This window comes from Delftia sp. HK171, assembly GCF_001886655.1.
Taxonomy (GTDB): Bacteria; Pseudomonadota; Gammaproteobacteria; order Burkholderiales; family Burkholderiaceae_C; genus Comamonas; species Comamonas acidovorans.
The window spans coordinates 1,045,615-1,067,039 of sequence record NZ_CP018101.1 but is presented as its reverse complement, the minus strand read 5'-3'; the positions used below and the strand labels follow the sequence as shown (position 1 = coordinate 1,067,039).

Here is a 21,425-nt window from a genome sequence, read left to right as displayed (position 1 = left end):
AACTCCCAATGAAAAGAGGCGCCGCAGCGCCTCTTTGCAAACACGGCAAGCCGCCCGCGTTACTTGCTGTCGCGCAGCTCCCGGCGCAGGATCTTGCCGACCGGGGTCTTGGGCAGCTCGGTGCGGAACTCGATCACGCGGGGCCGCTTGTAGCCCGTGAGGTTGTCGTGGCAGAAGTCGCGCACGGCCTGTTCGGTGAGGCTGTCGTCCCTGCGCACGATGACCAGCTTGACGGCCTCGCCGGTCTTCTCGTCGGGCACGCCGACCACGGCGCATTCGAGCACGCCGGGGCAGTTGGAGACCACGTCTTCCACTTCATTGGGATAGACGTTGAAGCCGCTGACCAGGACCATGTCCTTCTTGCGGTCCACGATCTTGAAGTAGCCGCGCTCGTCCATGGTGCCGATGTCGCCGGTGCGGAAATATCCGTCGGCGGTGAAGACCTTGGCGGTTTCGTCGGGGCGCTGCCAGTAGGCGGCCATGACCTGCGGGCCCTTGATGGCGACCTCGCCGCGCTCGCCGATGGTGGTCACGTCGTTTCCTTCGTCATCGACGAGCTTCATCCAGGTGCTGGGCAGGGGCACGCCGATGGTGCCCGAGAACTCGGTGGAGTTGACGGGGTTGCAGCTGACCGAGGGACTGGTCTCCGACAGGCCGTAGCCCTCGCAGATGGGGCAGCCGGTCTTTTGCAGCCACAGCTGGGCCACGGCGCTTTGCACCGCCATGCCGCCGCCGACCGAGACCTTCAGGTGCGACCAGTCCACGGTATTGAAGTCCGGGTGGTTGGCCAGGCCGTTGAACAGCGTGCTCACGGCCGGGAAGCTGTGAAAGCGCTGCGTGGACAGTTCCTTGAGCGTGGCCTTGAGGTCGCGCGGATTGGGAATCAGGATGGTTTTGCCGCCCGTGCGCATGGACAGCATCATGTTCACCGTGAAGGCGAAGATGTGGTACAGCGGCAGCGCGCAGATGCTGGTGGGCTGCTCGCCGGCCGGCACCTTGCCCATGGCGGGCTGGTTCCAGGCCTCGGACTGCAGCACGTTGGCGATGATGTTGCTGTGCAGCAGCACCGCGCCCTTGCTCACGCCCGTGGTACCGCCCGTGTACTGCAGCAGGGCCATGTCGGAGGCCTGCAGCTGCGGCGCCTGGAAGGGCGAGCGCATGCCCTTGGACAGCGCGTCGTTGAAGCGCACGGCCCCCGGCAGCGAGAACGGCGGCACCAGCTTCTTGACCTTGCGCACCACGTAATTGACGATGGCGCCCTTGAGCATGCCCAGCTGGTCGCCCATGGTGCACAGCACCATGTGCTGCACGGGCGTGGCGGCCTTGCAGGCCTGCAGCGTGTGGGCGAAGTTCTCGATGATGACGATGGCCTTGGCTCCCGAGTCCTTGAGCTGGTGCTCCAGCTCGCGCGCTGTGTACAGCGGGTTGACGTTGACCACGACGAAGCCCGCACGCAGCACGGCGGCCACGGCCACGGGGTACTGGGGAATGTTGGGCATCATCAGCGCCACGCGGTCGCCGCGGGCCAGGCCCAGGCTCTGCAGATAGGCGGCGAAGGCGCGGCTTTGCGCATCGACCTGCGAGTAGGTCAGCTCCTTGCCCATGAAGGAATAGGCCACGCGGTCCGCGTAGCGGCTGAAGGCCTCCTCCATCAGGGCCACCAGCGAGGGGTATTGGGAGGGATCGATGTCGGCGGGCACACCTGCCGGATAGGCACCCAGCCATGGGCGGTCACTCATGCTGCTCGTCTCCTGGTTTCTCGATTGAACGTGCATTCTCATAAAAAGCACGGTCGTTCGATACTGTGATAACCCTAGTACTACCCCTAGGGTCACCATTGCGTTGCTCCAGGTCAAAGCCCGCCGGGCCGCGCAGGCCCCCGATCCCAGCCCCGTTCAATCCCAGGCGGGAGCCAGGCCGTCAGGGCTGACCTGGCGGTCGCCGCATTCCAGCGCGGCGATGCGCTGCATGTCTTCGGCGCCCAGCACCAGCTGGCAGCTGTCCAGGTTGGCCTGCAGGTGGGCGCGCTGGGTGGACGAGGGAATGACGGCATAGCCCATGGCCATGGCCCAGGCCAGCGCCACCTGGGCGGGCGTGGCGCCGTGGGCGGCGGCGATATCGGCCAGCACGGGATCGGCCAGCAGCTTGCCGTAGCCCAGCGTCATGTACGAGGTGGTGTGAATGCCCTGCTGGCGTGCGAAGTCGGTGACGGCGCGGTTTTGCAGATAGGGGCTCAGTTCGATCTGGTTGGTGGCGATGTTCGCGGCGCCCACGGCGGCAATGGATTGCTGCAGCAGCGCGATGTTGAAGTTGGACACGCCGATGTGGCGCGTCAGCCCCTGCTCCCTGGCGCGCATGAGCGCGCCCAGGCTGTCCTCCAGCGGCACGCTGCGCGAGGGCCAGTGGATCAGCGTCAGCTCCACATGGTCGGTGCGCAGGGCTTCAAGGCTGCGCTCCAGGCTGGGGATCAGCGCGTCGGCGGACAGGTTCTCGGTCCAGATCTTGGTGGTGAGAAAGAGCTGATCGCGCGGCACGGCGCTGGCGGCGATGGCGGCACCCACATCGGCCTCGTTGCCGTAGATCTGGGCGGTGTCGATGGCGCGGTAGCCCACCTCCAGGGCCTGGCCCACGGAGTGGCGCACCACCTCATCCTTGAGGCGGAAGGTGCCCAGGCCGAACGCGGGCACCACGGAAGCGAGAGAGGCAGTCGATGTCATGCAGGTCTTTCAAAAAAGCAAACAAGGCGCGGAACCACGCCCCGAAGACTGCAGTCTGGCGGGTTAACGCTTGCAGATAAAGCCTGGTATCAGCAGAAAATATTTGACGCTGCAGCAACAATTGCGCCAAGCTGGCGCCCCATGAAAACCACCCTGGACGAGTTGCAGGCCTTTCGCGCCGTGATCGACTGCGGCAGCATCACGGCGGCGGCCGAGCAGTTGGGACAGACCACCTCGGGCATCAGCCGCAGCCTGTCGCGCCTGGAGAAAAAGCTGGCCACCACACTGGTGCGGCGCACCACGCGCAGCCTGGAACTGACCGAGGAAGGCGAGCGCTTCCTGGCCCGCGCGCGCGAGGTGCTGCAGGCCCTGGACGCGGCCGAGGAGGAACTGGCCGCGCGGCGCCAGGCGCCGGCCGGGCTGCTGCGCGTCAACGCGGCCTCGCCCTTCATGCTGCATGCCATCGTGCCGCTGGTGGGTGAGTTCCGCGCGCTCTATCCGCTGATCACGCTGGAGCTGAACACCGATGACCTGCACATCGACCTGCTGGCCCAGCGCACCGACATCGCCATCCGCATCGGCGAGCTGCGCGACTCCACGCTGCATGCGCGACTGCTGTGCCACAGCCTGCTGCGCGTGCTGGCCAGCCCCGCCTACCTGCAGGCCCATGGCCCCGTGGCGAGCGTGGCCGCGCTGGCGCGCCACCAGCGCATTGGCAACAGCCAGGTGCCGGGCCTGAACCACTGGCCGCTGCGCACGCCCGATGGCGGCGACCGCTGGGATGCCGCGCCCCAGCTCACGGCCTCCAGCGGCGAGACCATGCGCCAGCTGGCCCTGGCCGGCCAGGGTGTGGTCTGCCTGGCCGACTTCATGACCGTGCGCGACCGCGCCCAGGGCGAGCTGGTGCAGGTGCTGGCGCGCGAGACCGTGCAGCAGCGCCAGCCCATCCACGCCGTCTACTACCGCAACACGGCGCTGGCCGCGCGCATCACGGCCTTCCTGGACTTTCTCGCGCAGCGCATGGCGCAGTCCTGAGGGCCGTGTGACGTCCGCCTGAACGGCTTGATCGGCCCGTTCGGCTTGTGCATGCAGGGCGCATGCATATGCGTTTTGCTTCGTTGCCGCAGGGCTGGCGGTTTTACAGAATCCGGGATTCGCCGCAGCAGGCATGGGCCGGCTGCGGCCGGAGACCGCCTTGCCCCACCTGATCGAAAGCTTTGCCGACATGGCGCCCTTCGTGGCCCTGCGGCGCGACCTGCATGCCCACCCCGAGCTGGGCTTCGAGGAACACCGCACCTCGGCCATCGTGGCCGAACGCCTGGCCTCCTGGGGCGTGGAGGTGCACACCGGCCTGGCCGGCACGGGCGTGGTGGGCGTGGTGCGCGGCAGGCATACGGACGCACGCCACGGCACGCGCACCATCGGCCTGCGCGCCGACCTGGATGCGCTGCCGCTGCAGGAAGAAAACCGGTTCGCCCACCGCTCGCAGCACGCAGGCCGCATGCATGCCTGCGGCCATGACGGCCACACCACCATGCTGCTGGCCGCGGCCTGGCATCTGGCGCGCACGCGCGACTTCGCGGGCACGGTGCACCTGATCTTTCAGCCGGCCGAAGAGATGGGCAAGGCCGGCGCACGCAGGATGATCGACGAAGGCCTGTTCGAGCGCTTCCCCTGCGATGCGGTCTTCGCACTGCACAACTTCGCGCTGGACCGCGTGGGCAGCTTCGCGCTCAACCCGGGCGCGCTCATGGCCTCCAGCAACACCTTCCGCATCGTGCTGCACGGGCAGGGCACGCATGCCTCGCTGCCGCACACGGGCACCGATCCGGTGGCCGCCACCATTGACCTGGCCCAGCAGCTGCAGACCCTGGTCGCGCGCCATGTGGATTCGCGCGAACGCGCGCTGCTGGCGGTCACGCAGATCCAGGGCTCGGACGCGCCCAACGTGATTCCCGACAGCGCCTGGGTGGGCGGCACGGTGCGCACCTTCTCCGTGGCGGCGCTGGACATCCTCGAAGCCGCCCTGCGCCGCCAGGCCGAGCACACGGCCCTGGCCCATGGCTGCAGGGCCGAGATCCATTTCCGGCGCGCCTCGCCGCCGCTGGTCAACCACGCGGCCGAGGCCGCCTTCGCCGCCGCCGTGATGCGCGAGGTCGCGGGCGACGGCGCCGTGGACACGCAGTTCCCCGGCGTGTTGGCGGCCGAGGACTTCGCCCACATGCTGCAGGCGCGGCCCGGCTGCTACGCCTTCATCGGCAACGGCCAGGGCGATCACCGACTGCCCGGCCATGGCGACGGCCCCTGCCTGATCCACAACCGCTCCTACGACTTCAACGACGACATCCTTGCCATCGGCGCCAGCTACTTCGTGCGGCTGGTGGAGCGGTGGCTTGCCGTCACCCAGGACACTTCCCCATGAAAACCTCTCATCCTTCTCCCGTCACCCGCCGCGTTCTGCTGGCAGCAGCCCTGGCCCTGGGACTGGCACCGGCCGTGCATGCCGAACGCGTGATCCGCATCGTCGTGCCCTTCGGCGCAGGCGCCACGCAGGACACGGTGGCACGCACTTTCAGCAATGAACTGGGCCAGGCCCTGGGCGCCACCGTGGTGGTGGAAAACCGGGCGGGCGCGGGTGGCAGCGTGGGCACGGCCCAGGTGGCCAAGTCCGCGCCGGACGGCAACACCCTGGTGCTGGCTGCGGCCAGCCACAACCTGGCCGGCCATCTGTACGCGAAGCTGCCCTATGACCCGCTCAAGGACTTCGTTGGCGTTTCCTTCCTGGGCCGCACGGGCTATGTGGTGGGCGTGCCGGCCGCCTCGGGCGTGCAGACCCTGGGCGAGCTGCTGCAGCGCGCCAGGGCCCAGCCGGGCCAGCTCAACTATGCGTCGGCCGGCAATGGCAGCGCCTCGCACCTGGCCTCGGCCTCGCTGGCCGCGCAGGCGGGCATCAAGCTGCAGCACATCCCCATGAAATCCACGGGCGATGCCACGACCGAGCTGCTGGCCGGCCGCGTGCAGCTGGTCACGGGCGCCACCATCGGCATGCTGGCCTTCCAGAAGGATCCACGCGTCAAACTGCTGGCCTACTCGGGCCAGCAACGGTCGCGCTTCCTGCCCGATCTGCCCACGGTGGCGGAGTCCGGCGTGCCCGGCTATGCCTTCGACTCCTGGCTGGGCCTGCTGGCCCCGGCCGGCACGCCGCCCGCCGAAGTGGAGCGCATCAACACCGCAGTGCGCAAGGTGCTGGCCGAGCCCGTGGTCCAGGAGCGCCTGGCCCGCGTGGGCGTGGAAGCCGCCACCCTGCCGGCCGCCGAATTCCAGCGCCTGCTCAAGGACGACTGGGAAGCGTCCGGGCGCATCGTCAAAGCGGCCGACGTGCGCATCGAATAGTCACCCAGGCCAATAGTCACCCAGGCCGTCACAGCAGCTTGGTGCCCAGCGGCACCTCGCGGTCTGGCACGCACAGCGCCACCTCGCCGTTCTCGTTGTGGAATCCCGTGACCAGGCATTCCGAGCGCATGGGACCGATCTGCTTGCTGGGAAAGTTCAGCACGGCCACCACCTGGCGGCCTATCAGTTCCTCGGGCCGGTACAGCGCCGTGATCTGGGCGCTGGATTTGCGCAGGCCCAGTTCGGGGCCGAAATCGACCTGCAGCACATAGGCGGGGCGGCGCGCCTCCTTGAACACCTGGGCGTCCACGATGCGGCCCACGCGCAGCTCCACCTTGAGGAAGTCGTCAAAGCCAATGGTCTCGTGCAATGCGGATGAAATAGTCATGCGGCCATGATGCCGCGCCGCCGGTGCCGGCTCTGTCGAGCAACGCTTGCAGTGCGGAACAGTGGCGGGCTCACGAACGCGCGCAGGCATGCGCCAGCCGTGCCATCGCTTCCTGCTGCGGCAAATGCGTGAGGGCCTTCGCCGCCGGCAGGTGCACAGAGCAGAAATAGGCCAGTCCCCGCGGATGGGACAGCATGCCGGCCTGCTCGGCGCAATGGTCGGCAAAGCACAGCCAGTCTCCGTGCAGCGGACCGGGTTCCTGCGTCGGGTCCTTGTTGCAGACGCTGCAAAGGGCGGGTTGCATGGCGGTCGAATCACGGGAGTTGAACAGGCCGCCAGTGTCGCAGCCTCCATGAAAAAGGCCGGCATCGCGTCCGATGCCGGCCTGATGCGGGGCCCTTCGACAGGCCCCGCAGCGGTTCGCGCCAGGATTACTTGGCGGCGACCACGCGCACCATTTCCAGGCACTTGTTCGAGTAGCCCCACTCGTTGTCGTACCAGGACACGACCTTCACGAAGGTCTTGTCCAGGGCGATGCCGGCTTCGGCATCGAACACCGAGGTGCAGGACTCGCCGCGGAAGTCCGTGGCCACGACCTTGTCTTCGGTGTAGCCCAGCACGCCCTTGAGCGCGCCTTGCGACTGGGCCTTCATTTCGGCGCAGATCTCTTCGTAGCTGGCTTCGCTGTTCAGCTCCACCGTCAGGTCCACCACCGACACGTCGGAGGTGGGCACGCGGAAGGACATGCCGGTCAGCTTCTTGTTGAGCTCAGGAATCACCACGCCCACGGCCTTGGCTGCGCCCGTGCTGGAGGGAATGATGTTTTCCAGGATGCCGCGGCCGCCGCGCCAGTCTTTGTTGCTGGGGCCGTCCACGGTCTTTTGCGTGGCGGTGGCAGCGTGCACGGTGGTCATCAGGCCGCGCTTGATGCCCCACTTGTCGTTGAGCACCTTGGCCACGGGAGCCAAGCAGTTGGTGGTGCAGGAGGCGTTGGAGATCACGTCCTGGCCGGCGTAGGTCTTGCAGTTCACGCCGAAGACGAACATCGGGGTGCTGTCCTTGGAAGGCGCGGACATGATGACCTTCTTGGCGCCGGCAGCCAGGTGCTTGCGTGCGGTCTCGTCGGTCAGGAACAGGCCGGTGGCCTCGATCACGATGTCGGCGCCGACTTCGTTCCACTTCAGGTTGGCGGGGTCGCGCTCCTGCGTCAGGCGGATGGTCTTGCCGTTGACGATCAGGTTGGAGCCCTCCACCGAGACCTCGCCCTTGAAACGGCCGTGCACGCTGTCGTACTTGAGCATGTAGGCCAGGTAGTCGGGCTCGAGCAGGTCGTTGATGCCCACGACTTCGATGTCGCTGAAGTTCTGCACGGCAGCGCGGAACACCATGCGGCCGATGCGGCCGAAGCCGTTGATACCGATCTTGATCGTCATATTTGCCTCTTGGATTGACGGATTGCGAAAAACGGAAAAACTGAAACGGTGAGGGCCAGGCCGGGCCTGGCGGGCGGCAAAAAGGGGCCACAGGCCCCTTCTCGCAGCTTTACTTGCCGGCGCGCTGCAGCGCAGCCTGCACGGTGTCGGCCACGTTCTCGGCCGTGAAGCCGAAGTGCTTGAACAGCACGGGCGCTGGGGCCGATTCGCCGTAGGTGTCGATGCCGACGACGGCGGCGCAGCCGTACTTCCACCAGAAGTCGGTCACGCCCATTTCCACGGCGATGCGCGGCAGGTTGGCCGGCAGCACCTGGCTCTTGTACTTGGCGTCCTGCTTGTCGAAGGTGGTGGTGCTGGGCATGGAGACCACGCGCACGGCGACCTTGCGCTCGGCCAGCAGCTTCTGGGCGGCCAGGGCCAGTTGCACTTCGGAGCCGGTGGCGATGATGACGGCCTGGGCCTTCTTGTTCAGGCCGACGGCCTTGGGCTCGGACAGCACGTAGGCGCCGCAGGCGATGTCGTCCAGCGCGTCTTCGGTCTTGGCTGCGTAGGCCAGGTTCTGGCGCGACAGCAGCAGGGCCGTGGGCTTGTTCTTCTGGCTCAGGGCCACGGTCCAGGCGACGGCGGTTTCCGTGGTGTCTGCAGGGCGCCAGACATCCAGGCCAGGGATCAGGCGCAGCGAGGCGGCGTGCTCGATGGACTGGTGGGTGGGGCCGTCTTCGCCCAGGCCGATGGAGTCGTGCGTGAAGACGTGGACCACGCGCTGCTTCATCAGCGCGGCCATGCGGATGGCGTTGCGGCTGTAGTCGCTGAAGGTCAGGAAGGTGCCTGCGTAGGGGATGTAGCCGCCATGCAGGGCGATGCCGTTCATGATGGCTGCCATGCCGAACTCGCGCACACCGTAGTTGATGTGGCGGCCGATCTTGCCGTCTTCGGTCAGGACCACGGCACCCTTGTCGTCCACGCGCAGCGAAGGCGTGCTCTTGGTGTTGGTCAGGTTGGAGCCGGTCAGGTCGGCCGAGCCGCCCAGCAGTTCGGGCAGGGCTGCGGTCAGGCCTTCCAGGGCCAGCTGGCTGGCCTTGCGGCTGGCCACGGTGGCGCCTGCGTCATGCGCGTCGGAGGCGATCTGCGCGGCGATCTCGCCGAAGTTGGCAGGCAGGTCGCCGGCCATGCGGCGCGTGAAGTCGGCAGCCAGTTCGGGGAAGGCCTTGGCGTAGGCGGCGAACTTCTTGTTCCAGGCCGCTTCGGCCTTGGCGCCGGCGGCCTTGGCATCCCAGTCGCCGTAGACGCTGGCGGGGATGTCGAAGGGGCCGTGCTCCCAGCCCAGGGCCGCGCGGGTCAGCGCGATTTCCTCGGCGCCCAGGGGCTCGCCGTGGGCCTTGGCCGTGTCCTGGCGGTTGGGCGAGCCCTTGCCGATGCTGGTCTTGCAGCAGATCAGCGTGGGCTTGGAGCTGTTCTTCTTGGCAGCGGCGATGGCGGCATCGAGGGCCTGGACGTTGTGGCCGTCCACGTCGCGGATCACGTTCCAGCCATAGGCTTCGAAGCGGGCGGGCGTGTTGTCGATGAACCAGGGGGCGACCTTGCCGTCGATGGAGATGCCGTTGTCGTCGTACAGCGCCACCAGCTTGCCCAGCTTCCAGGCGCCGGCCAGGGCCGCGGCCTCGTGGCTGATGCCTTCCATCAGGCAGCCGTCACCCAGGAACACGTAGGTGTGGTGGTCGACGATGGCGTGGCCGGGACGGTTGAATTCGGCAGCCAGCAGCTTTTCTGCCAGCGCGAAGCCCACGGCATTGGTGATGCCCTGGCCCAGCGGGCCGGTGGTGGTTTCCACGCCGGGGGTGATGCCCACTTCGGGGTGGCCGGCCGTCTTGCTGTGCAGCTGGCGGAAGTTCTTGAGCTCGTCGATCGGCAGCGCGTAGCCCGTGAGGTGCAGCAGCGCGTAGATCAGCATGGAGCCGTGGCCGTTGGACAGGATGAAGCGGTCACGGTCAGCCCATTGCGGGTTGACGGGGTTGTGCTTGAGGTGACGGCTCCACAGTGCCACGGCCATGTCGGCCATGCCCATGGGGGCGCCGGGGTGGCCGGAGTTGGCTTGTTGAACGGCATCCATTGCGAGTGCGCGGATCGCATTCGCCATTTGTTGAGTGTTGGCCATCAGGGCGCTCCGTGAAGGAGGGGGTAATCAGAATAAGCCGACCATTTTAAAGGACTGGGGTTTTCGGCTCCCGGGCGCGGGGCAATGGCCGCTGGCAATGGTCTACAGTTGCCCTCCATGACCGCCCAGCCCATCCCGCCGTTCCCCGCCGCCAAGGCGCTTTCCCTCACCGAACAGCCGCCTGCCACGCTGCTGGCCGCAGGCCGTGGCGAGCGCATGCGGCCGCTGACCGACACCACACCCAAGCCCCTGCTGCAGGTGCAGGGCCAGCCGCTGCTGCAGCACCACATGCAGGCGCTGGCCCGGGCGGGCGTGCGCCGCGCGGTGGTCAACACGGGATGGCTGGGCGCGCAGATTCCGGCGCGATTCGGCCCCCAATTCGTGCCTGACAACGGGGGCGAGCCGCTGCATCTGGCCTATTCCCCCGAGCCCGAGCAGGCGCTGGAGACCGCCGGCGGAATTGCGCGCGCGCTGCCGCTGCTGGGCGATGTGTTCTGGCTGGCGGCCGGCGACGTCTACGCGCCCGACTTCGATTTTCCGTTCGAGGCCGCCCGGGAATTCGCGGCCAGCGGCCGCCTGGCCCATCTGTGGCTGGTGCCCAACCCCGAGCACCACCCGCGCGGCGACTTCGGCGTGGACGAACTGGGCCTGGCCTGCGACTGGCCCGAGGGCGATGCCCGCCCGCGCCAGACCTACGGCACCATTGCGCTGCTGCGCGCCGAGCTGTTTGCCGCGCCCTGGTGCGACATCCCGCCCGGCAACCCCGAGGGATGGCGCGTGCCGCTGGTACTGCTGCTGCGCCGCGCCATGGCGGCCGGCCAGGTGGGGGCCAGCCTGTACACGGGCCGCTGGACCGACGTGGGCACGCCCGAGCGGCTGGAACGCCTCAACGCGCCGGGCTGATACACCGCGCGTCGGTGAGTGCGGCCTGGCGATCGGCGGCTTGGCGCCCTGCCCGCTGCACCTGCAGGCAGCGGCGGGCGCTTCGTGATAGCGTCGCCGGTTCGGCGCAGCGGCGCGCCAGAAAGCCTTTCGATGAGCGTGATCCAGTATGTGATGTTCCTGGCCCTGGTGGGCCTGGCGACGTTTTGCCAGAACCTGACGGGCTTTGCCTTCGGGCTGATCTTCGTGGGCGTGGCCGGTGCCACGCACCTGATGGGCATTGGCGATGCGGCCAACGTGGCCTGCCTGCTGTCCGTGGTCAACGGCGTGGCCTACCTGCGCGCCCACCGCCAGGTGCCGCAGTGGACGCTGCTCAAGCCCATGCTGATCAGCAGCGTCATCGGCGTGATCGGCGGCGTGCTGCTGCTGCAGTGGCTCAGCGGCAATGCGCTGAGCGGGCTGCGCATGCTGCTGGGCCTGGCCATCGTGGCCTGCGCGCTGTTGCTGTTGCTGCAAAAGCAGGTCAACGCGCAGGTGTCGGGGCCGTTGTCGCTGTGGGTGGCCGGTGTGGCATCGGGGGTGCTGGGCGGGCTGTTTGCCACGCCGGGCCCGCCCATGGTCTACCACCTGTACCGCCAGCCGCTGGACCGCCTGGTGGTGCGCCAGTGCCTGTTTGCCATGTTCCTCACCTGCGCGCTGCTGCGCCTGGTGATGGTGGCCTGGGAGGGCGAGATCACCGCCAGCGTGCTGCTGGCGGCGGCCCTGGCCTTTCCCGTGGTGACGGTGGTGACCTGGCTGCACATGCGCCATCCGCCCGCCCTGCCCAAGCGGCTGGTCGAATGGATGGTCTGCCTGCTGCTGGTGCTGTCGGGCACCAGCCTGCTGGTGTCGGGCTGGAACGCCAGCCACCCCCAGCCCGTGGTGCCCGATGACGAGATGGCCATGGCCGTACCCCAGCGGACCCCGGCCGCAGCCCCCGCGCAGCGCTGACAACAAAAAAGCCCGCCGGGCGGACCGGCGGGCTTTTTTTGAAGGGGAAGGAACCGATCAGTTCACGACCTGCTGCAGCGAACCGGCAGCGTACTTGGCGGCCATCTGCTCCAGCGTGTAGCCCTTGATCTTGGCGCCCTGGCCTTCGCAGCCGAACTCGATGTAGCGGGCCTTGCAGATCTGCTTGGCGGCTTCGCGGGCGGGCTTGAGCCATTCGCGGGCGTCGAACTTCTCGGGGTTCTCGGCCAGGAACTTGCGCACGGCGCCGGTCATCGCCAGGCGGATGTCAGTGTCGATGTTGATCTTGCGCACGCCGTGCTTGATGGCTTCCTGGATTTCCTCGACGGGCACGCCGTAGGTTTCCTTCATGGCGCCGCCGTACTGGCGGATGATTTCCAGCAGTTCCTGGGGAACGGAGGAGGAGCCGTGCATGACCAGGTGGGTGTTGGGCAGGCGCGCGTGGATTTCCTTGACGCGCTGGATGGACAGGATGTCGCCCGTGGGCTTGCGCGTGAACTTGTAGGCGCCGTGGCTGGTGCCGATGGCAATGGCCAGCGCGTCCAGCTGCGTGGCCTTGACGAACTGGGCCGCTTCCTCGGGGTCGGTCAGCAGGGCCGAGTGGTCGAGCACGCCTTCGGCGCCCACGCCGTCTTCCTCGCCGGCCATGCCGGTTTCCAGCGAGCCCAGGCAGCCGAGCTCACCTTCGACGGTGGCGCCCAGCTTGTGGGCCATTTCCACGACCTTGCGGGTCACGTCCACGTTGTATTCGAAGGAGGAAGGCGTCTTGCCGTCTTCCATCAGCGAGCCGTCCATCATCACCGAGCCGAAGCCCAGGTTCAGCGCGCCCTGGCAGATGGCGGGCGAGGTGCCGTGGTCCTGGTGCATGACCAGGGGGATGTGGGGATACTGCTCGGCAGCGGCCTGGATCAGGTGCTTGATGAAGGGCTCGCCGGCGTACTTGCGGGCGCCTGCGCTGGCCTGCAGGATGACGGGCGCGCCCACTTCGTCAGCGGCCGACATCACGGCTTGCACCTGCTCCAGGTTGTTGACGTTGAAGGCGGGAAGACCGTAGCCGTTTTCGGCAGCGTGGTCCAGCAGTTCGCGCATCGAAACGAGAGGCATGTGTAGGGTCCGTATCAAGTTGTTGAGAGGGGGATGCCCCTGCCGCATGGCAGCCGCCGCTGCGTCATGGGTGCGCTGCGGGGCCACGGCCGGGGGATCGCGGCAGTAACCGCTTGGTAACTGGCGATTTTAACCAGCTGCCGCCAACCCTGTCCCGGGCATTCCCATGCGGTAGCAGGTCGTGAAGCCTTCGGGCGGCGCGGCCTCGCCAAAGCTTCCCTGGTGGGCGCGCAGCACGCGCGCCACGATCTCGTGGCCCAGGTGCAGGCTGTCCACGGGCGCTGCCGCGCGCTCGGCGCCATCGCGGCGGCCGTCGCTACGGCGGCCGTCGTCGCAGACCTGCAGCCAGACCTCGCCGTCGGGCCCCTGCCCGGCCTGGACTTCGATCTGCGTGCCGTGCGGCGTGTGCTTGAGGGCGTTTTCCACCAGATTGCGCAGCGCCAGCTCCAGCAGCACGGCATTGCCCATCACGCCCAGTGCCTCAGGCGCCTGCACGGACAGGCTGCAGTCGCGCTGCCAGGCCGCCTGCGCATGGGCGGCCACCACCTGCCGGGCCAGCGCGGCCAGGTCCACGGGCACGGGCGGCTCGGCCAGCATGGCGCGGCCGGCGCGCGCCAGTGCCAGCAGCTGGCTGAGCACATGGCCGGCATGCAGCGCGTCCCGGCCTATCTGCGCCAGCGCCTGGCGCTGGGCCGGGGCGTCCATGGCACCGGCCGGCGCATCGCCCAGGGCCCGCGCCTGCAAGGCGATGGAGGCCAGCGGCGTGCGCAGTTCATGGGCCACTTCGTTGGCCAGGCTGCGCTCGCGCTCCAGCGCCTCCTGCTGGCGGTCCAGCAAGGTGTTGATGGAGTTCACCACGGGCATGAATTCCCGCAGCGCGTGGCGGTGCGAGACGCGCTCGGCCTGGGCCAGGTCCAGGCGCTCCACCTCGCGCGAGAGTTCGTTGAGCGGCCGCATGCCCCGGCGAATGGCCAGCCCCAGCGCCAGCGCCACCACGGGCAGCAGCCACAGGCCGGGCTCGACCATCTGGCCCGCAATGTCGTCGGCCAGTTCGTCGCGCTCCTGCAGCTCGATCATCACGCTGACCTTGCGTGCGTGGTCGCGGCTCCACTGGGTGAAGCTGCGCCAGGCACGGCGCTCCGGGCCCAGGCGCAGGGTGGCAAAGCCCTGCTCGGTGTCGAAGGAGGGCTCGGGCGCATCGCCCGTGCGCGAGATGAGCCGGCCCGAGCCATCCCACAGGGCCACGCTCAGCGACTGCTGGTAGTCGTGGGCCATGAGGCCGGGGGGCTCATGCACGGGCGTGGCTGCTCCCTGGCCTACGGCGCCTGCGACTTCCAGGTTGAGCACCAGCGCAGCCACGCCGGCCAGGTGGCCGTCGGTGAGCTCGTCTGCCTCATGCACGCCGGTCTGGTAACCCAGCGCCACGAAGCTGGCCCAGACCACGACCAGCGCGCCCAGCATCCAGGCCATCAGATGCCAGATCAGCGAGGGGCGGCGGTCCGGCGCGGTGCTCATGTGTTCTCCACGGGCAGGAAATAGCCCACGCCACGCATGGTGACGATGCTGGCATTGCCCAGCTTCTTGCGCAGGTGGTGGATGTGGACTTCGACGGCATTGCTTTCCACGGCCGTGCCCCAGCTGTAGAGGTGCTCTTCGATCTGCTGGCGCGAGAGCACGCGCCCGCGCGCCTGCAGCAGCACCCAGAGCACCGAGAACTCGCGCGGCGACATCTCCACCAGCTTTCCGTCGCGGCGCACGGTGCGCGCGGCCGGGTCGACCTCCAGCTCGCCATGGCGGATCACGGGTGCCGCCTGGCCGCCTGCGCGGCGCAGCATGGCGCGCAGCCGCGCCTCCAGCTCGTCGATGTCGAAGGGCTTGACCAGGTAGTCGTCGGCACCCAGGTCCAGCCCGGCGATGCGCTCGCGCACCTGGTCGCGCGCGGTCAGGATGAGCACGGGCGTGTTGGGGTCCGGCAGGGCCTGGCTGTCGCCACCCGGGCGGCGCGGGCCCCGCAGGCGGCGCAGGATTTCGCTGCCGTCGCCATCGGGCAGGCCCAGGTCCAGCAGCACGGCGTCGAAGCGCTCCATCTCCAGCGCATGCCAGGCCTCGGCCACGGTGGCGCACACATCGACCGCATAGCGGCGCTGTTGCAGATTGGCCTGCAGGCCTGCGGCAATGCCCGCGTTGTCTTCGACGACCAGTATTCGCATGCGCGCATTGTGCAATGACCGCTGCCGGCTGCGGCGCCAGACGATGGCCGCACGCCGGGGCATGCGTTAAGACGGGTTTAAGCCGCGCTTCTCATGCTGCCGGCCATGCCGACACCTGAACCCCGAGATTTCTCCGCAGCCCCCGCGCAGGGCCCCTCCTTCAAAAGCACCCTGCTGTGGACCCTGGCGGCCCTGGCCGTGGTCCTGGCCTGGGATGCCAGCGCCCTGGACCTGTCCATGGCCCGCTGGTTTGGCGGCGCCGATGGCTTTGCGCTGCGTTCGGACTGGTTCTTCGTGAACATCGCCCACGAAGGCGCACGCCGCCTGGCCTGGCTGGTGGTGCTGGGCCTGACGCTGTGCGTCTGGCGGCCCGTGGGCCCGCTGCGTCTGCTGCCCCATGGGCGGCGCGTGCAGCTGGTGGCGGGCATCTTGCTGTCGCTGGCCCTGATCTCGCTGCTCAAGTACACCAGCGCGACCAGCTGCCCCTGGGACCTGGCCGAGTTCGGTGGTGTGGCGCGCCATGTCTCGCACTGGTCGCTGGGCCTGGCCGATGGCGGGCCGGGCCGCTGCTTTCCCGCAGGCCACGCCTCGGCAGGCTTCGCCTTTCTGGCCGGCTATTTCGCGCTGCGCCGCCATGCACCGCGCGCAGCCTGGATCTGGCTGGCCGTCTCGCTGGCCGCAGGCCTGTCGATGGGCCTGGCCCAGCAGATGCGCGGCGCCCATTTCATGAGCCACACGCTGTGGACCGGCTGGCTGTGCTGGACGGCTGGCTGGCTCTTCGACCTGGCGGTCACGCGTGCGCTGCGCACCCGGGACAGCGCGCCTGACTCCCTGTGGCCCGCCGCCAGCCTTCCGCCTTCCGCACCCTGATCGAGCATTGCCATGCTGCCCCTGGACCCCGCCCTGTTCACACTGCTGAACGCCAACGCGCAAACGCCCGCCATCTCGATCGAGGCGGCGCGCGCCATCTCCTCCTGGCTTCCCTCGCTGTGCGCCGTTCCCGTGATGGCCGGGCTGCTGCGCGGCTCGCCCGCCCTGCGCCGCACGCTGGTGCTGGGCCTGCTGTCCATGCTGGCCGCCTGGGCCGTGGCGCGGCTGATCCGCTGGGGCTTCCCAGCGCCGCGTCCTGCCCAGCTGGGCATGGGCGTGCAATGGGTGGAACACGCGCTGCGCTCCAGCTTTCCGAGCATGCACGCCACGGGCGCCTTTGCCCTGGCCCAGGCGCTGACCCTGGGCTGCACGCGCCACCGCCGCTGGGTCATGGTGTCAGCCTGGTCGCTGGCCCTGGGCATGGGCTGGAGCCGCGTGCACCTGGGCGTGCACTTCCCGTCCGATGTGGTCGGCGGTGCCATCGTGGGCATCTGCAGCGCCACCCTGGTCTGGAATGCCGCGCTGTGGCGCCGCCGTGCAGGCGGGCCGCTGCTGGCACGCCTGGGCTCAGGCACGCTCTGAAACAAAAAACCCGGGAAGGCCTGTGGGCCTGTCCCGGGTCGGGTTCAATCACTGACGCGCAGCGGATGCGTGCGCATCAGTTCACACGACATATCTTGAGCATGTTGGTGCCACCGGGCTGGCCCATGGGCTCGCCGCAGGTGATGGCATAGACATCGCCGCTTTGCACGATGTTGCGCGCGCGCAGATGGCCTTCGGCCTGGTCCAGCGCGGTGTCGCGGTCGGCGCTGGTGTCCATGAGCAGGGGGCGCACGTTGCGGTACATGGCCATCTTGCGCTGCGTGGAGATCTTGGGCGTGAGCGCGTAGATGGGGATGTGGATGCGGTGGCGGCTCATCCACAGCGCGGTGGAGCCGCTGTCCGTCATGGCGACGATGGCCTTGGCGCCCAGGTGGTGGGCCGTGAACAGCGCGCCGATGGCGATCGACTGGTCGATGCGCGAGAACTGGCGGCCGGTGAACTCGGCATCGCTGTCCGGGTCTTCGGCGGCTTCTGCGGCGGCGCAGATCTTGGCCATTTCCTGCACGGTCTCCAGCGGGTACTTGCCGGCGGCGGTCTCGGCGCTGAGCATGACGGCGTCCGTGCCGTCCAGAACGGCGTTGGCCACGTCGCTGACCTCGGCGCGCGTGGGCACGGGGTTGGTGATCATGCTCTCCATCATCTGCGTGGCGGTGATCACGAACTTGTCCATGTCGCGCGCCATGCGGATCATCTTCTTTTGCAGCGCGGGCACGGCCGCGTTGCCCACTTCCACGGCCAGGTCGCCACGGGCGACCATGATGCCGTCGGAGACATGCAGGATCTCTTCCAGGCGCGGAATGGCCTCGGCACGCTCGATCTTGGCGATCAGGCCGGGCTTGTGGCCGTACTGGGCAGCAGCCACGTTGCACAGCTGGCGCGCCATCTCCATGTCGGTGGCGTTCTTGGGAAAGCTCACGGCCACGTAGTCGGCCTGGAAGCTCATGGCGGTCTTGATGTCCTCCATGTCCTTGGCCGTCAGCGCCGGGGCCGTCAGGCCGCCGCCCTGCTTGTTGATGCCCTTGTTGTTGGACAGCTCGCCGCCCAGCTTCACGGTGGTGTGCACCTCGTCACCGCGCACATGGTCCACGGTGAGCACGATCAGGCCGTCGTTGAGCAGCAGCACATCGCCGGGCTTCACGTCGCGCGGCAGCTCCTTGTAGTCCAGGCCCACGCCGCCCAGGTCGCCGGGCGCTGTGCGCGATGCGTCGAGCACGAAGCGCGCGCCGGGCTCCAGCATGACCTTGCCTTCGGCGAACTTGCCGACGCGGATCTTGGGGCCCTGCAGGTCGGCCATGATGGCCACCTCACGGCCTGCGCGCTGGGCCGCCTCGCGCACCATGGTGGCGCGGTCGATGTGGTCCTGCGCCTTGCCGTGGCTGAAATTCAGGCGCACCACGTTGACGCCTTCACGCACCATCTGTTCCAGCAGTTGCGGGTCGCTGGAAGCGGGGCCCAGGGTGGCGACGATCTTGGTGGCACGGCGGACTTGCATGGAATGTCTCTCGCTCAGGGTTTGTAATCGGGTTTCAATTCTCACACGAATGCGGTTACATGAAGGCAACATTCCGGCATGTGGCCAGGGGCTGAAAGCCAGGCCCCAGGCACCCCGCAGATCGCGCAGGCGCGGCACGCAGCGCATCGCAAAGCACCGTGGCGTCTGGCCTTTGCCGCTATGGGTTTTGATGCTGCAGCGCAGCATCGCCGGTGCAGGCACGCCGCCATGCCTGCCGCCTGTGAAAGCAGTTTTGCCCGGGACGTTCGCAATGCCTGCCGCCCGCGTGTCGAACCCGCGACAGCCTCGCGCCCCTCCTGGCGTTTGAATGCCCTGCGCGCCTTGTTCGACAAACCAACGACAGGAGACAAACATGGGACATGCTCACGACCATGGACACACGCACGACGACGCCCCGCTGATGGAGGATCTGCTCAGGAACGCCCCCAGCAACTGGGGCCGCTGGGGACCCGACGACGAGGTCGGGGCGCTGAACTTCCTCACGCCCGCCGAGGTGCTGCGCGGCGTGTCCCACATCCGCTCGGGCGAGACCTTCACGCTGCAGCGCCTGATCGGCGACCCGCGCGGCGATCCGGTCTGGCCCGGCCGCACACCGGCCGAGCGCACCATGGTGTTTGACGAGTCCAGCTGGGACGGCCCCGATGCACCCCGGTTCCCCGGCGGCCTGCACTATGCCGATGACAAGCTGGACGCCTTCCTGCAGGGATCGACCCAGTACGACGCGCTGGGCCATGTCTGGTACGGCGGGCGCATCTGGAATGGCTATGACGCACGCACCACCGTCGGCGGGCTGGACAAGGCCAGCGTGGAGGCGCTGGGCGCGCGCGGCATCGTGGGGCGCGGCGTGCTGCTGGACATGGCACGCCACCGCGGCAAGGCAGCGCTGGAGCGTGCCGAGACCTTCACGCACGAAGACCTGATGGCCTGCGCCAAGACCCAGGGGCACACCATAGAAAAGCACGACATCCTGATCGTGCGCACCAATTTCCTGTCGGGCTTCTACGAAGACCAGGCGAGCTTCTACAACGACTTCTGCGAGCCCGGCCTGACCTACTCGCCCGAACTCGTGGACTGGTTCCATGCGATGGAGATCCCCAACCTGGTCACCGACACCATCGCCAACGAAGTCACCATGGACCCCGTGCACGGCGTGGCCCTGCCGCTGCACTGCGCGCTGATGCGCAACCTGGGCGTGACGCTGACCGAGATCTGCGACCTGGAGGCCCTGGCCGACAGCTGCGCGCACGACGGCCGCTACACCTTTCTGTACGTGGCCGCGCCGCTGAAGATCCACCGCGCCACGGGCTCGCCCGTCAATCCCGTGGTGATCAAATGAGCGCGGCCCCATCGCACGACAGGCCCTGGCTGGGCCTTTACGCGCCGGGCCAGCCGGCCGAGATGCGGCCGCAGTTCAGCAGCATGCTCGACCTGTTCGAAGCCTCGCTGGCTGCGGCACCCGGCTGCGCCATCGTGCGCTACTTCGACGGCGGGCTGAACCTGCGCGAACTCGACCAGGCCGCCAGCGCGCTGGCCCATGCGCTGCAGGTGCGGGGCTTTGCGGCCGGCGACCGGCTGGCCCTCTATACGCAGAACAATCCGGCCTTCGTCATCGGCCTGGTGGCGGCCTGGAAGCTGGGCGGTATCGCCGTGCCGGTCAATCCCATGAACCGGCAGCGCGAGCTGCACTACATCCTGCACAACGCGGGCGCCCAGGCCCTGCTGTGCCTGGACCAGCTGTACCTGGACGTGGCCCGCGAGGTGCATGCGGCCGGCGGCCTGCCGCTGGCCACCGTGGTCACCACATCGGCGCTGGACTGGCAGACGCGCGGCGATGCGCGCGTGCTCGGCGACGGTCCGCGCCTGCCCGTGGCCGATGGCACGCTGGACCTGCTTGCGCTGGTGCAGGCCGGCGGCCAGCCCGCGCCGCTGGCGCGCCGGCCCACGGCGGGCGATACGGCCGTGATCACCTACACATCGGGCACCACGGGCCAGCCCAAGGGCGCCATGAACACGCACGGCAACCTGGCCTTCAACGCCCAGACCTACCGCGACTGGATAGGCATCACGGCGGACGACAGCGTGCTGGGCCTGGCGCCGCTGTTCCACATCACCGGCCTGGTCGGCCATGTGGCCCTGGCCCTGCTGGTGCCCTGCCCGCTGGTGCTCAGCCACCGCTTCCATCCCGCGACCATGCTCGAATCCATGCGCGAGCACCGGCCCAGCTTCACCATCGGCGCCATCACCGCCTTCGTGGCGCTGATGAACCACCCGGGCGTCTCGCGCGAGGATTTCCGCAGTTTCAAGGCCTTGTACTCGGGCGGGGCGCCCATTGCGCCGGCCGTGATCCAGGCCTTCGAGCAGCTGTCGGGCCTGGTCATCCACAACGCCTTCGGCATGACCGAGACCTGCTCGCCCACGCACTTCGTGCCGCTGGGCGCGCGGGCGCCGGTGGACCCGGCCTCGGGTGCGCTGTCCATCGGCGTGCCGGTCTATGGCACGGTGGTGCGCATCATCGACGACCAGCACCGCGAGGCCGCGCCGGGCGAGATCGGCGAGATCGTCTCGGCCGGCCCGCAGATCATGTCCGGCTACTGGAACCTGCCCGAAGCCACGGCCGACGCCATGTTCGAGGGCGGGCTGCGCACGGGCGACGTGGGCTTCATGGACGAGCGCGGCTGGTTCTACCTGGTGGACCGCAAGAAGGACATGATCAACGCCGCCGGCTACAAGGTCTGGCCGCGCGAGGTCGAGGACGTGCTCTACACCCACACCGCCGTGCGCGAGGCCGCCGTCATCGGCGTGCCAGACGACTACCGGGGCGAGACCGTCAAGGCCGTGGTCTCGCTGAAAGCGGGCCGGCAGGCCGCGCCCGAGGAACTCATCGCCCATTGCAAGGCACACATGGCCGCCTACAAGGTGCCGCGCATCGTCGAGCTGCGTGAGGAACTGCCCAAGACCGTGACCGGAAAGATTCTGCGCAGGCAGCTGCGCTGAGTCCTCCTGCATCGCTCTGCAGAATCAGACGGGGCCGCATTGACCCGGCAGGCGGCCCCTCTCTAGCATCGCCTGTTCATATCTGCGGCCCCCCGGGTTCGCAGGCAGCAGCCAGAACATCCGGTGCCCCTTGGTTTCGCATGCTCAGCCAACCC

The 21,425-nt window shown here is 68.4% G+C and carries 19 protein-coding genes; 9 read left to right on the top strand and 10 right to left on the bottom strand.

What is annotated here, in order from left to right; all coding sequences use genetic code 11:
• Nucleotides 1-59: 59 nt before the first annotated feature.
• Together BO996_RS04845 and dkgB are read right to left on the bottom strand one after the other, a co-directional pair.
• Nucleotides 60-1,739: a long-chain-fatty-acid--CoA ligase gene (locus BO996_RS04845; protein ID WP_043825436.1), complete on the bottom strand. Its 1,680-nt coding sequence runs from the start codon at nt 1,737-1,739 to the stop codon at nt 60-62.
• A gap of 156 nt (nt 1,740-1,895) precedes the next feature.
• The gene (gene dkgB, locus BO996_RS04840; RefSeq protein ID WP_071954156.1) at nt 1,896-2,717 is read right to left on the bottom strand and encodes a 2,5-didehydrogluconate reductase DkgB; all 822 of its coding nucleotides are present in this window, start codon (nt 2,715-2,717) and stop codon (nt 1,896-1,898) included.
• A 141-nt stretch (nt 2,718-2,858) separates the two neighbouring features.
• On the opposite strand from dkgB, the gene BO996_RS04835 reads away from it, so the two are divergent.
• The 3 genes from BO996_RS04835 (at nt 2,859) to BO996_RS04825 (ending at nt 6,110) form a co-directional block, all read left to right on the top strand.
• On the top strand, nt 2,859-3,752 hold the full coding sequence (locus BO996_RS04835) for a LysR family transcriptional regulator (protein ID WP_071954155.1): 894 nt from the start codon (nt 2,859-2,861) through the stop codon (nt 3,750-3,752).
• Between the two features lie 133 nt (nt 3,753-3,885).
• Entirely contained in the window at nt 3,886-5,139 is a 1,254-nt protein-coding gene (locus BO996_RS04830) for a M20 aminoacylase family protein (protein ID WP_071954154.1), read from the top strand.
• A complete protein-coding gene (locus BO996_RS04825) occupies nt 5,136-6,110 on the top strand; it encodes a tripartite tricarboxylate transporter substrate binding protein (protein ID WP_063327476.1) in 975 nt (324 codons plus the stop codon). The genes BO996_RS04830 and BO996_RS04825 overlap by 4 nt, the downstream gene beginning before the upstream one ends.
• A 28-nt stretch (nt 6,111-6,138) precedes the next feature.
• Here the strand turns inward: BO996_RS04825 and BO996_RS04820 are convergent, their stop codons facing one another.
• From BO996_RS04820 to tkt, 4 genes are all read right to left on the bottom strand, one after another.
• On the bottom strand, nt 6,139-6,498 hold the full coding sequence (locus tag BO996_RS04820) for a tRNA-binding protein (RefSeq protein ID WP_071954153.1): 360 nt from the start codon (nt 6,496-6,498) through the stop codon (nt 6,139-6,141).
• A 70-nt stretch (nt 6,499-6,568) separates the two neighbouring features.
• Entirely contained in the window at nt 6,569-6,802 is a 234-nt protein-coding gene (locus BO996_RS04815; protein WP_071954152.1) for a hypothetical protein, read from the bottom strand.
• Between the two features lie 127 nt (nt 6,803-6,929).
• Nucleotides 6,930-7,931 carry a type I glyceraldehyde-3-phosphate dehydrogenase gene (gene gap / locus BO996_RS04810; protein ID WP_012202871.1) on the bottom strand — a complete coding sequence of 334 codons (1,002 nt, stop codon included), beginning with the start codon at nt 7,929-7,931 and terminating at the stop codon, nt 6,930-6,932.
• Between the two features lie 109 nt (nt 7,932-8,040).
• A complete protein-coding gene (gene tkt / locus BO996_RS04805; RefSeq protein ID WP_012202870.1) occupies nt 8,041-10,086 on the bottom strand; it encodes a transketolase in 2,046 nt (681 codons plus the stop codon).
• Between the two features lie 117 nt (nt 10,087-10,203).
• Here tkt and BO996_RS04800 point away from each other — a divergent pair, with 117 nt between their 5' ends.
• Together BO996_RS04800 and BO996_RS04795 are read left to right on the top strand one after the other, a co-directional pair.
• The gene (locus BO996_RS04800) at nt 10,204-10,989 is read left to right on the top strand and encodes a nucleotidyltransferase family protein (protein WP_071954151.1); all 786 of its coding nucleotides are present in this window, start codon (nt 10,204-10,206) and stop codon (nt 10,987-10,989) included.
• Between the two features lie 132 nt (nt 10,990-11,121).
• A complete protein-coding gene (locus BO996_RS04795; protein ID WP_071954150.1) occupies nt 11,122-11,958 on the top strand; it encodes a sulfite exporter TauE/SafE family protein in 837 nt (278 codons plus the stop codon).
• 57 nt (nt 11,959-12,015) lie between these two features.
• Here the strand turns inward: BO996_RS04795 and fba are convergent, their stop codons facing one another.
• The 3 genes from fba to BO996_RS04780 all read right to left on the bottom strand — a co-directional run bounded on the left by fba (nt 12,016) and on the right by BO996_RS04780 (nt 15,290).
• Entirely contained in the window at nt 12,016-13,080 is a 1,065-nt protein-coding gene (gene fba, locus BO996_RS04790; protein ID WP_013804528.1) for a class II fructose-bisphosphate aldolase, read from the bottom strand.
• A gap of 129 nt (nt 13,081-13,209) precedes the next feature.
• On the bottom strand, nt 13,210-14,595 hold the full coding sequence (locus tag BO996_RS04785) for an ATP-binding protein (RefSeq protein WP_043825424.1): 1,386 nt from the start codon (nt 14,593-14,595) through the stop codon (nt 13,210-13,212).
• The gene (locus BO996_RS04780) at nt 14,592-15,290 is read right to left on the bottom strand and encodes a response regulator transcription factor (protein WP_071957025.1); all 699 of its coding nucleotides are present in this window, start codon (nt 15,288-15,290) and stop codon (nt 14,592-14,594) included. Before BO996_RS04780 ends, BO996_RS04785 begins: the two co-directional genes overlap by 4 nt.
• Before the next feature lie 93 nt (nt 15,291-15,383).
• On the opposite strand from BO996_RS04780, the gene BO996_RS04775 reads away from it, so the two are divergent.
• Both BO996_RS04775 and BO996_RS04770 read left to right on the top strand, forming a co-directional pair.
• Complete coding sequence (locus BO996_RS04775) at nt 15,384-16,160, top strand: phosphatase PAP2 family protein (protein ID WP_071954149.1); 777 nt, start codon at nt 15,384-15,386, stop codon at nt 16,158-16,160.
• Between the two features lie 12 nt (nt 16,161-16,172).
• A complete protein-coding gene (locus BO996_RS04770) occupies nt 16,173-16,742 on the top strand; it encodes a phosphatase PAP2 family protein (protein ID WP_071954148.1) in 570 nt (189 codons plus the stop codon).
• Between the two features lie 76 nt (nt 16,743-16,818).
• Here the strand turns inward: BO996_RS04770 and pyk are convergent, their stop codons facing one another.
• Nucleotides 16,819-18,255 carry a pyruvate kinase gene (pyk, locus tag BO996_RS04765; protein ID WP_012202862.1) on the bottom strand — a complete coding sequence of 479 codons (1,437 nt, stop codon included), beginning with the start codon at nt 18,253-18,255 and terminating at the stop codon, nt 16,819-16,821.
• A gap of 373 nt (nt 18,256-18,628) precedes the next feature.
• Here pyk and BO996_RS04760 point away from each other — a divergent pair, with 373 nt between their 5' ends.
• Together BO996_RS04760 and BO996_RS04755 are read left to right on the top strand one after the other, a co-directional pair.
• Nucleotides 18,629-19,612, top strand: a complete 984-nt coding sequence (locus BO996_RS04760) for a cyclase family protein (protein WP_071954147.1) — start codon at nt 18,629-18,631, stop codon at nt 19,610-19,612.
• Nucleotides 19,609-21,270, top strand: a complete 1,662-nt coding sequence (locus tag BO996_RS04755) for an AMP-binding protein (protein WP_071954146.1) — start codon at nt 19,609-19,611, stop codon at nt 21,268-21,270. Before BO996_RS04760 ends, BO996_RS04755 begins: the two co-directional genes overlap by 4 nt.
• Nucleotides 21,271-21,425: the final 155 nt, after the last annotated feature.

Excerpts from the sequence above, each read along its gene's own strand:
- BO996_RS04845 (WP_043825436.1), bottom strand. The coding sequence starts at position 1,739 with ATGAGTGACCGCCCATGGCTGGGTGCCTATCCGGCAGGTGTGCCCGCC.
- dkgB (WP_071954156.1), bottom strand. The coding sequence starts at position 2,717 with ATGACATCGACTGCCTCTCTCGCTTCCGTGGTGCCCGCGTTCGGCCTG.
- BO996_RS04835 (WP_071954155.1), top strand. The coding sequence starts at position 2,859 with ATGAAAACCACCCTGGACGAGTTGCAGGCCTTTCGCGCCGTGATCGAC.
- BO996_RS04830 (WP_071954154.1), top strand. The coding sequence starts at position 3,886 with ATGGGCCGGCTGCGGCCGGAGACCGCCTTGCCCCACCTGATCGAAAGC.
- BO996_RS04825 (WP_063327476.1), top strand. The coding sequence starts at position 5,136 with ATGAAAACCTCTCATCCTTCTCCCGTCACCCGCCGCGTTCTGCTGGCA.
- BO996_RS04820 (WP_071954153.1), bottom strand. The coding sequence starts at position 6,498 with ATGACTATTTCATCCGCATTGCACGAGACCATTGGCTTTGACGACTTC.
- BO996_RS04815 (WP_071954152.1), bottom strand. The coding sequence starts at position 6,802 with ATGCAACCCGCCCTTTGCAGCGTCTGCAACAAGGACCCGACGCAGGAA.
- gap (WP_012202871.1), bottom strand. The coding sequence starts at position 7,931 with ATGACGATCAAGATCGGTATCAACGGCTTCGGCCGCATCGGCCGCATG.
- tkt (WP_012202870.1), bottom strand. The coding sequence starts at position 10,086 with ATGGCCAACACTCAACAAATGGCGAATGCGATCCGCGCACTCGCAATG.
- BO996_RS04800 (WP_071954151.1), top strand. The coding sequence starts at position 10,204 with ATGACCGCCCAGCCCATCCCGCCGTTCCCCGCCGCCAAGGCGCTTTCC.
- BO996_RS04795 (WP_071954150.1), top strand. The coding sequence starts at position 11,122 with ATGAGCGTGATCCAGTATGTGATGTTCCTGGCCCTGGTGGGCCTGGCG.
- fba (WP_013804528.1), bottom strand. The coding sequence starts at position 13,080 with ATGCCTCTCGTTTCGATGCGCGAACTGCTGGACCACGCTGCCGAAAAC.
- BO996_RS04785 (WP_043825424.1), bottom strand. The coding sequence starts at position 14,595 with ATGAGCACCGCGCCGGACCGCCGCCCCTCGCTGATCTGGCATCTGATG.
- BO996_RS04780 (WP_071957025.1), bottom strand. The coding sequence starts at position 15,290 with ATGCGAATACTGGTCGTCGAAGACAACGCGGGCATTGCCGCAGGCCTG.
- BO996_RS04775 (WP_071954149.1), top strand. The coding sequence starts at position 15,384 with ATGCTGCCGGCCATGCCGACACCTGAACCCCGAGATTTCTCCGCAGCC.
- BO996_RS04770 (WP_071954148.1), top strand. The coding sequence starts at position 16,173 with ATGCTGCCCCTGGACCCCGCCCTGTTCACACTGCTGAACGCCAACGCG.
- pyk (WP_012202862.1), bottom strand. The coding sequence starts at position 18,255 with ATGCAAGTCCGCCGTGCCACCAAGATCGTCGCCACCCTGGGCCCCGCT.
- BO996_RS04760 (WP_071954147.1), top strand. The coding sequence starts at position 18,629 with ATGGGACATGCTCACGACCATGGACACACGCACGACGACGCCCCGCTG.
- BO996_RS04755 (WP_071954146.1), top strand. The coding sequence starts at position 19,609 with ATGAGCGCGGCCCCATCGCACGACAGGCCCTGGCTGGGCCTTTACGCG.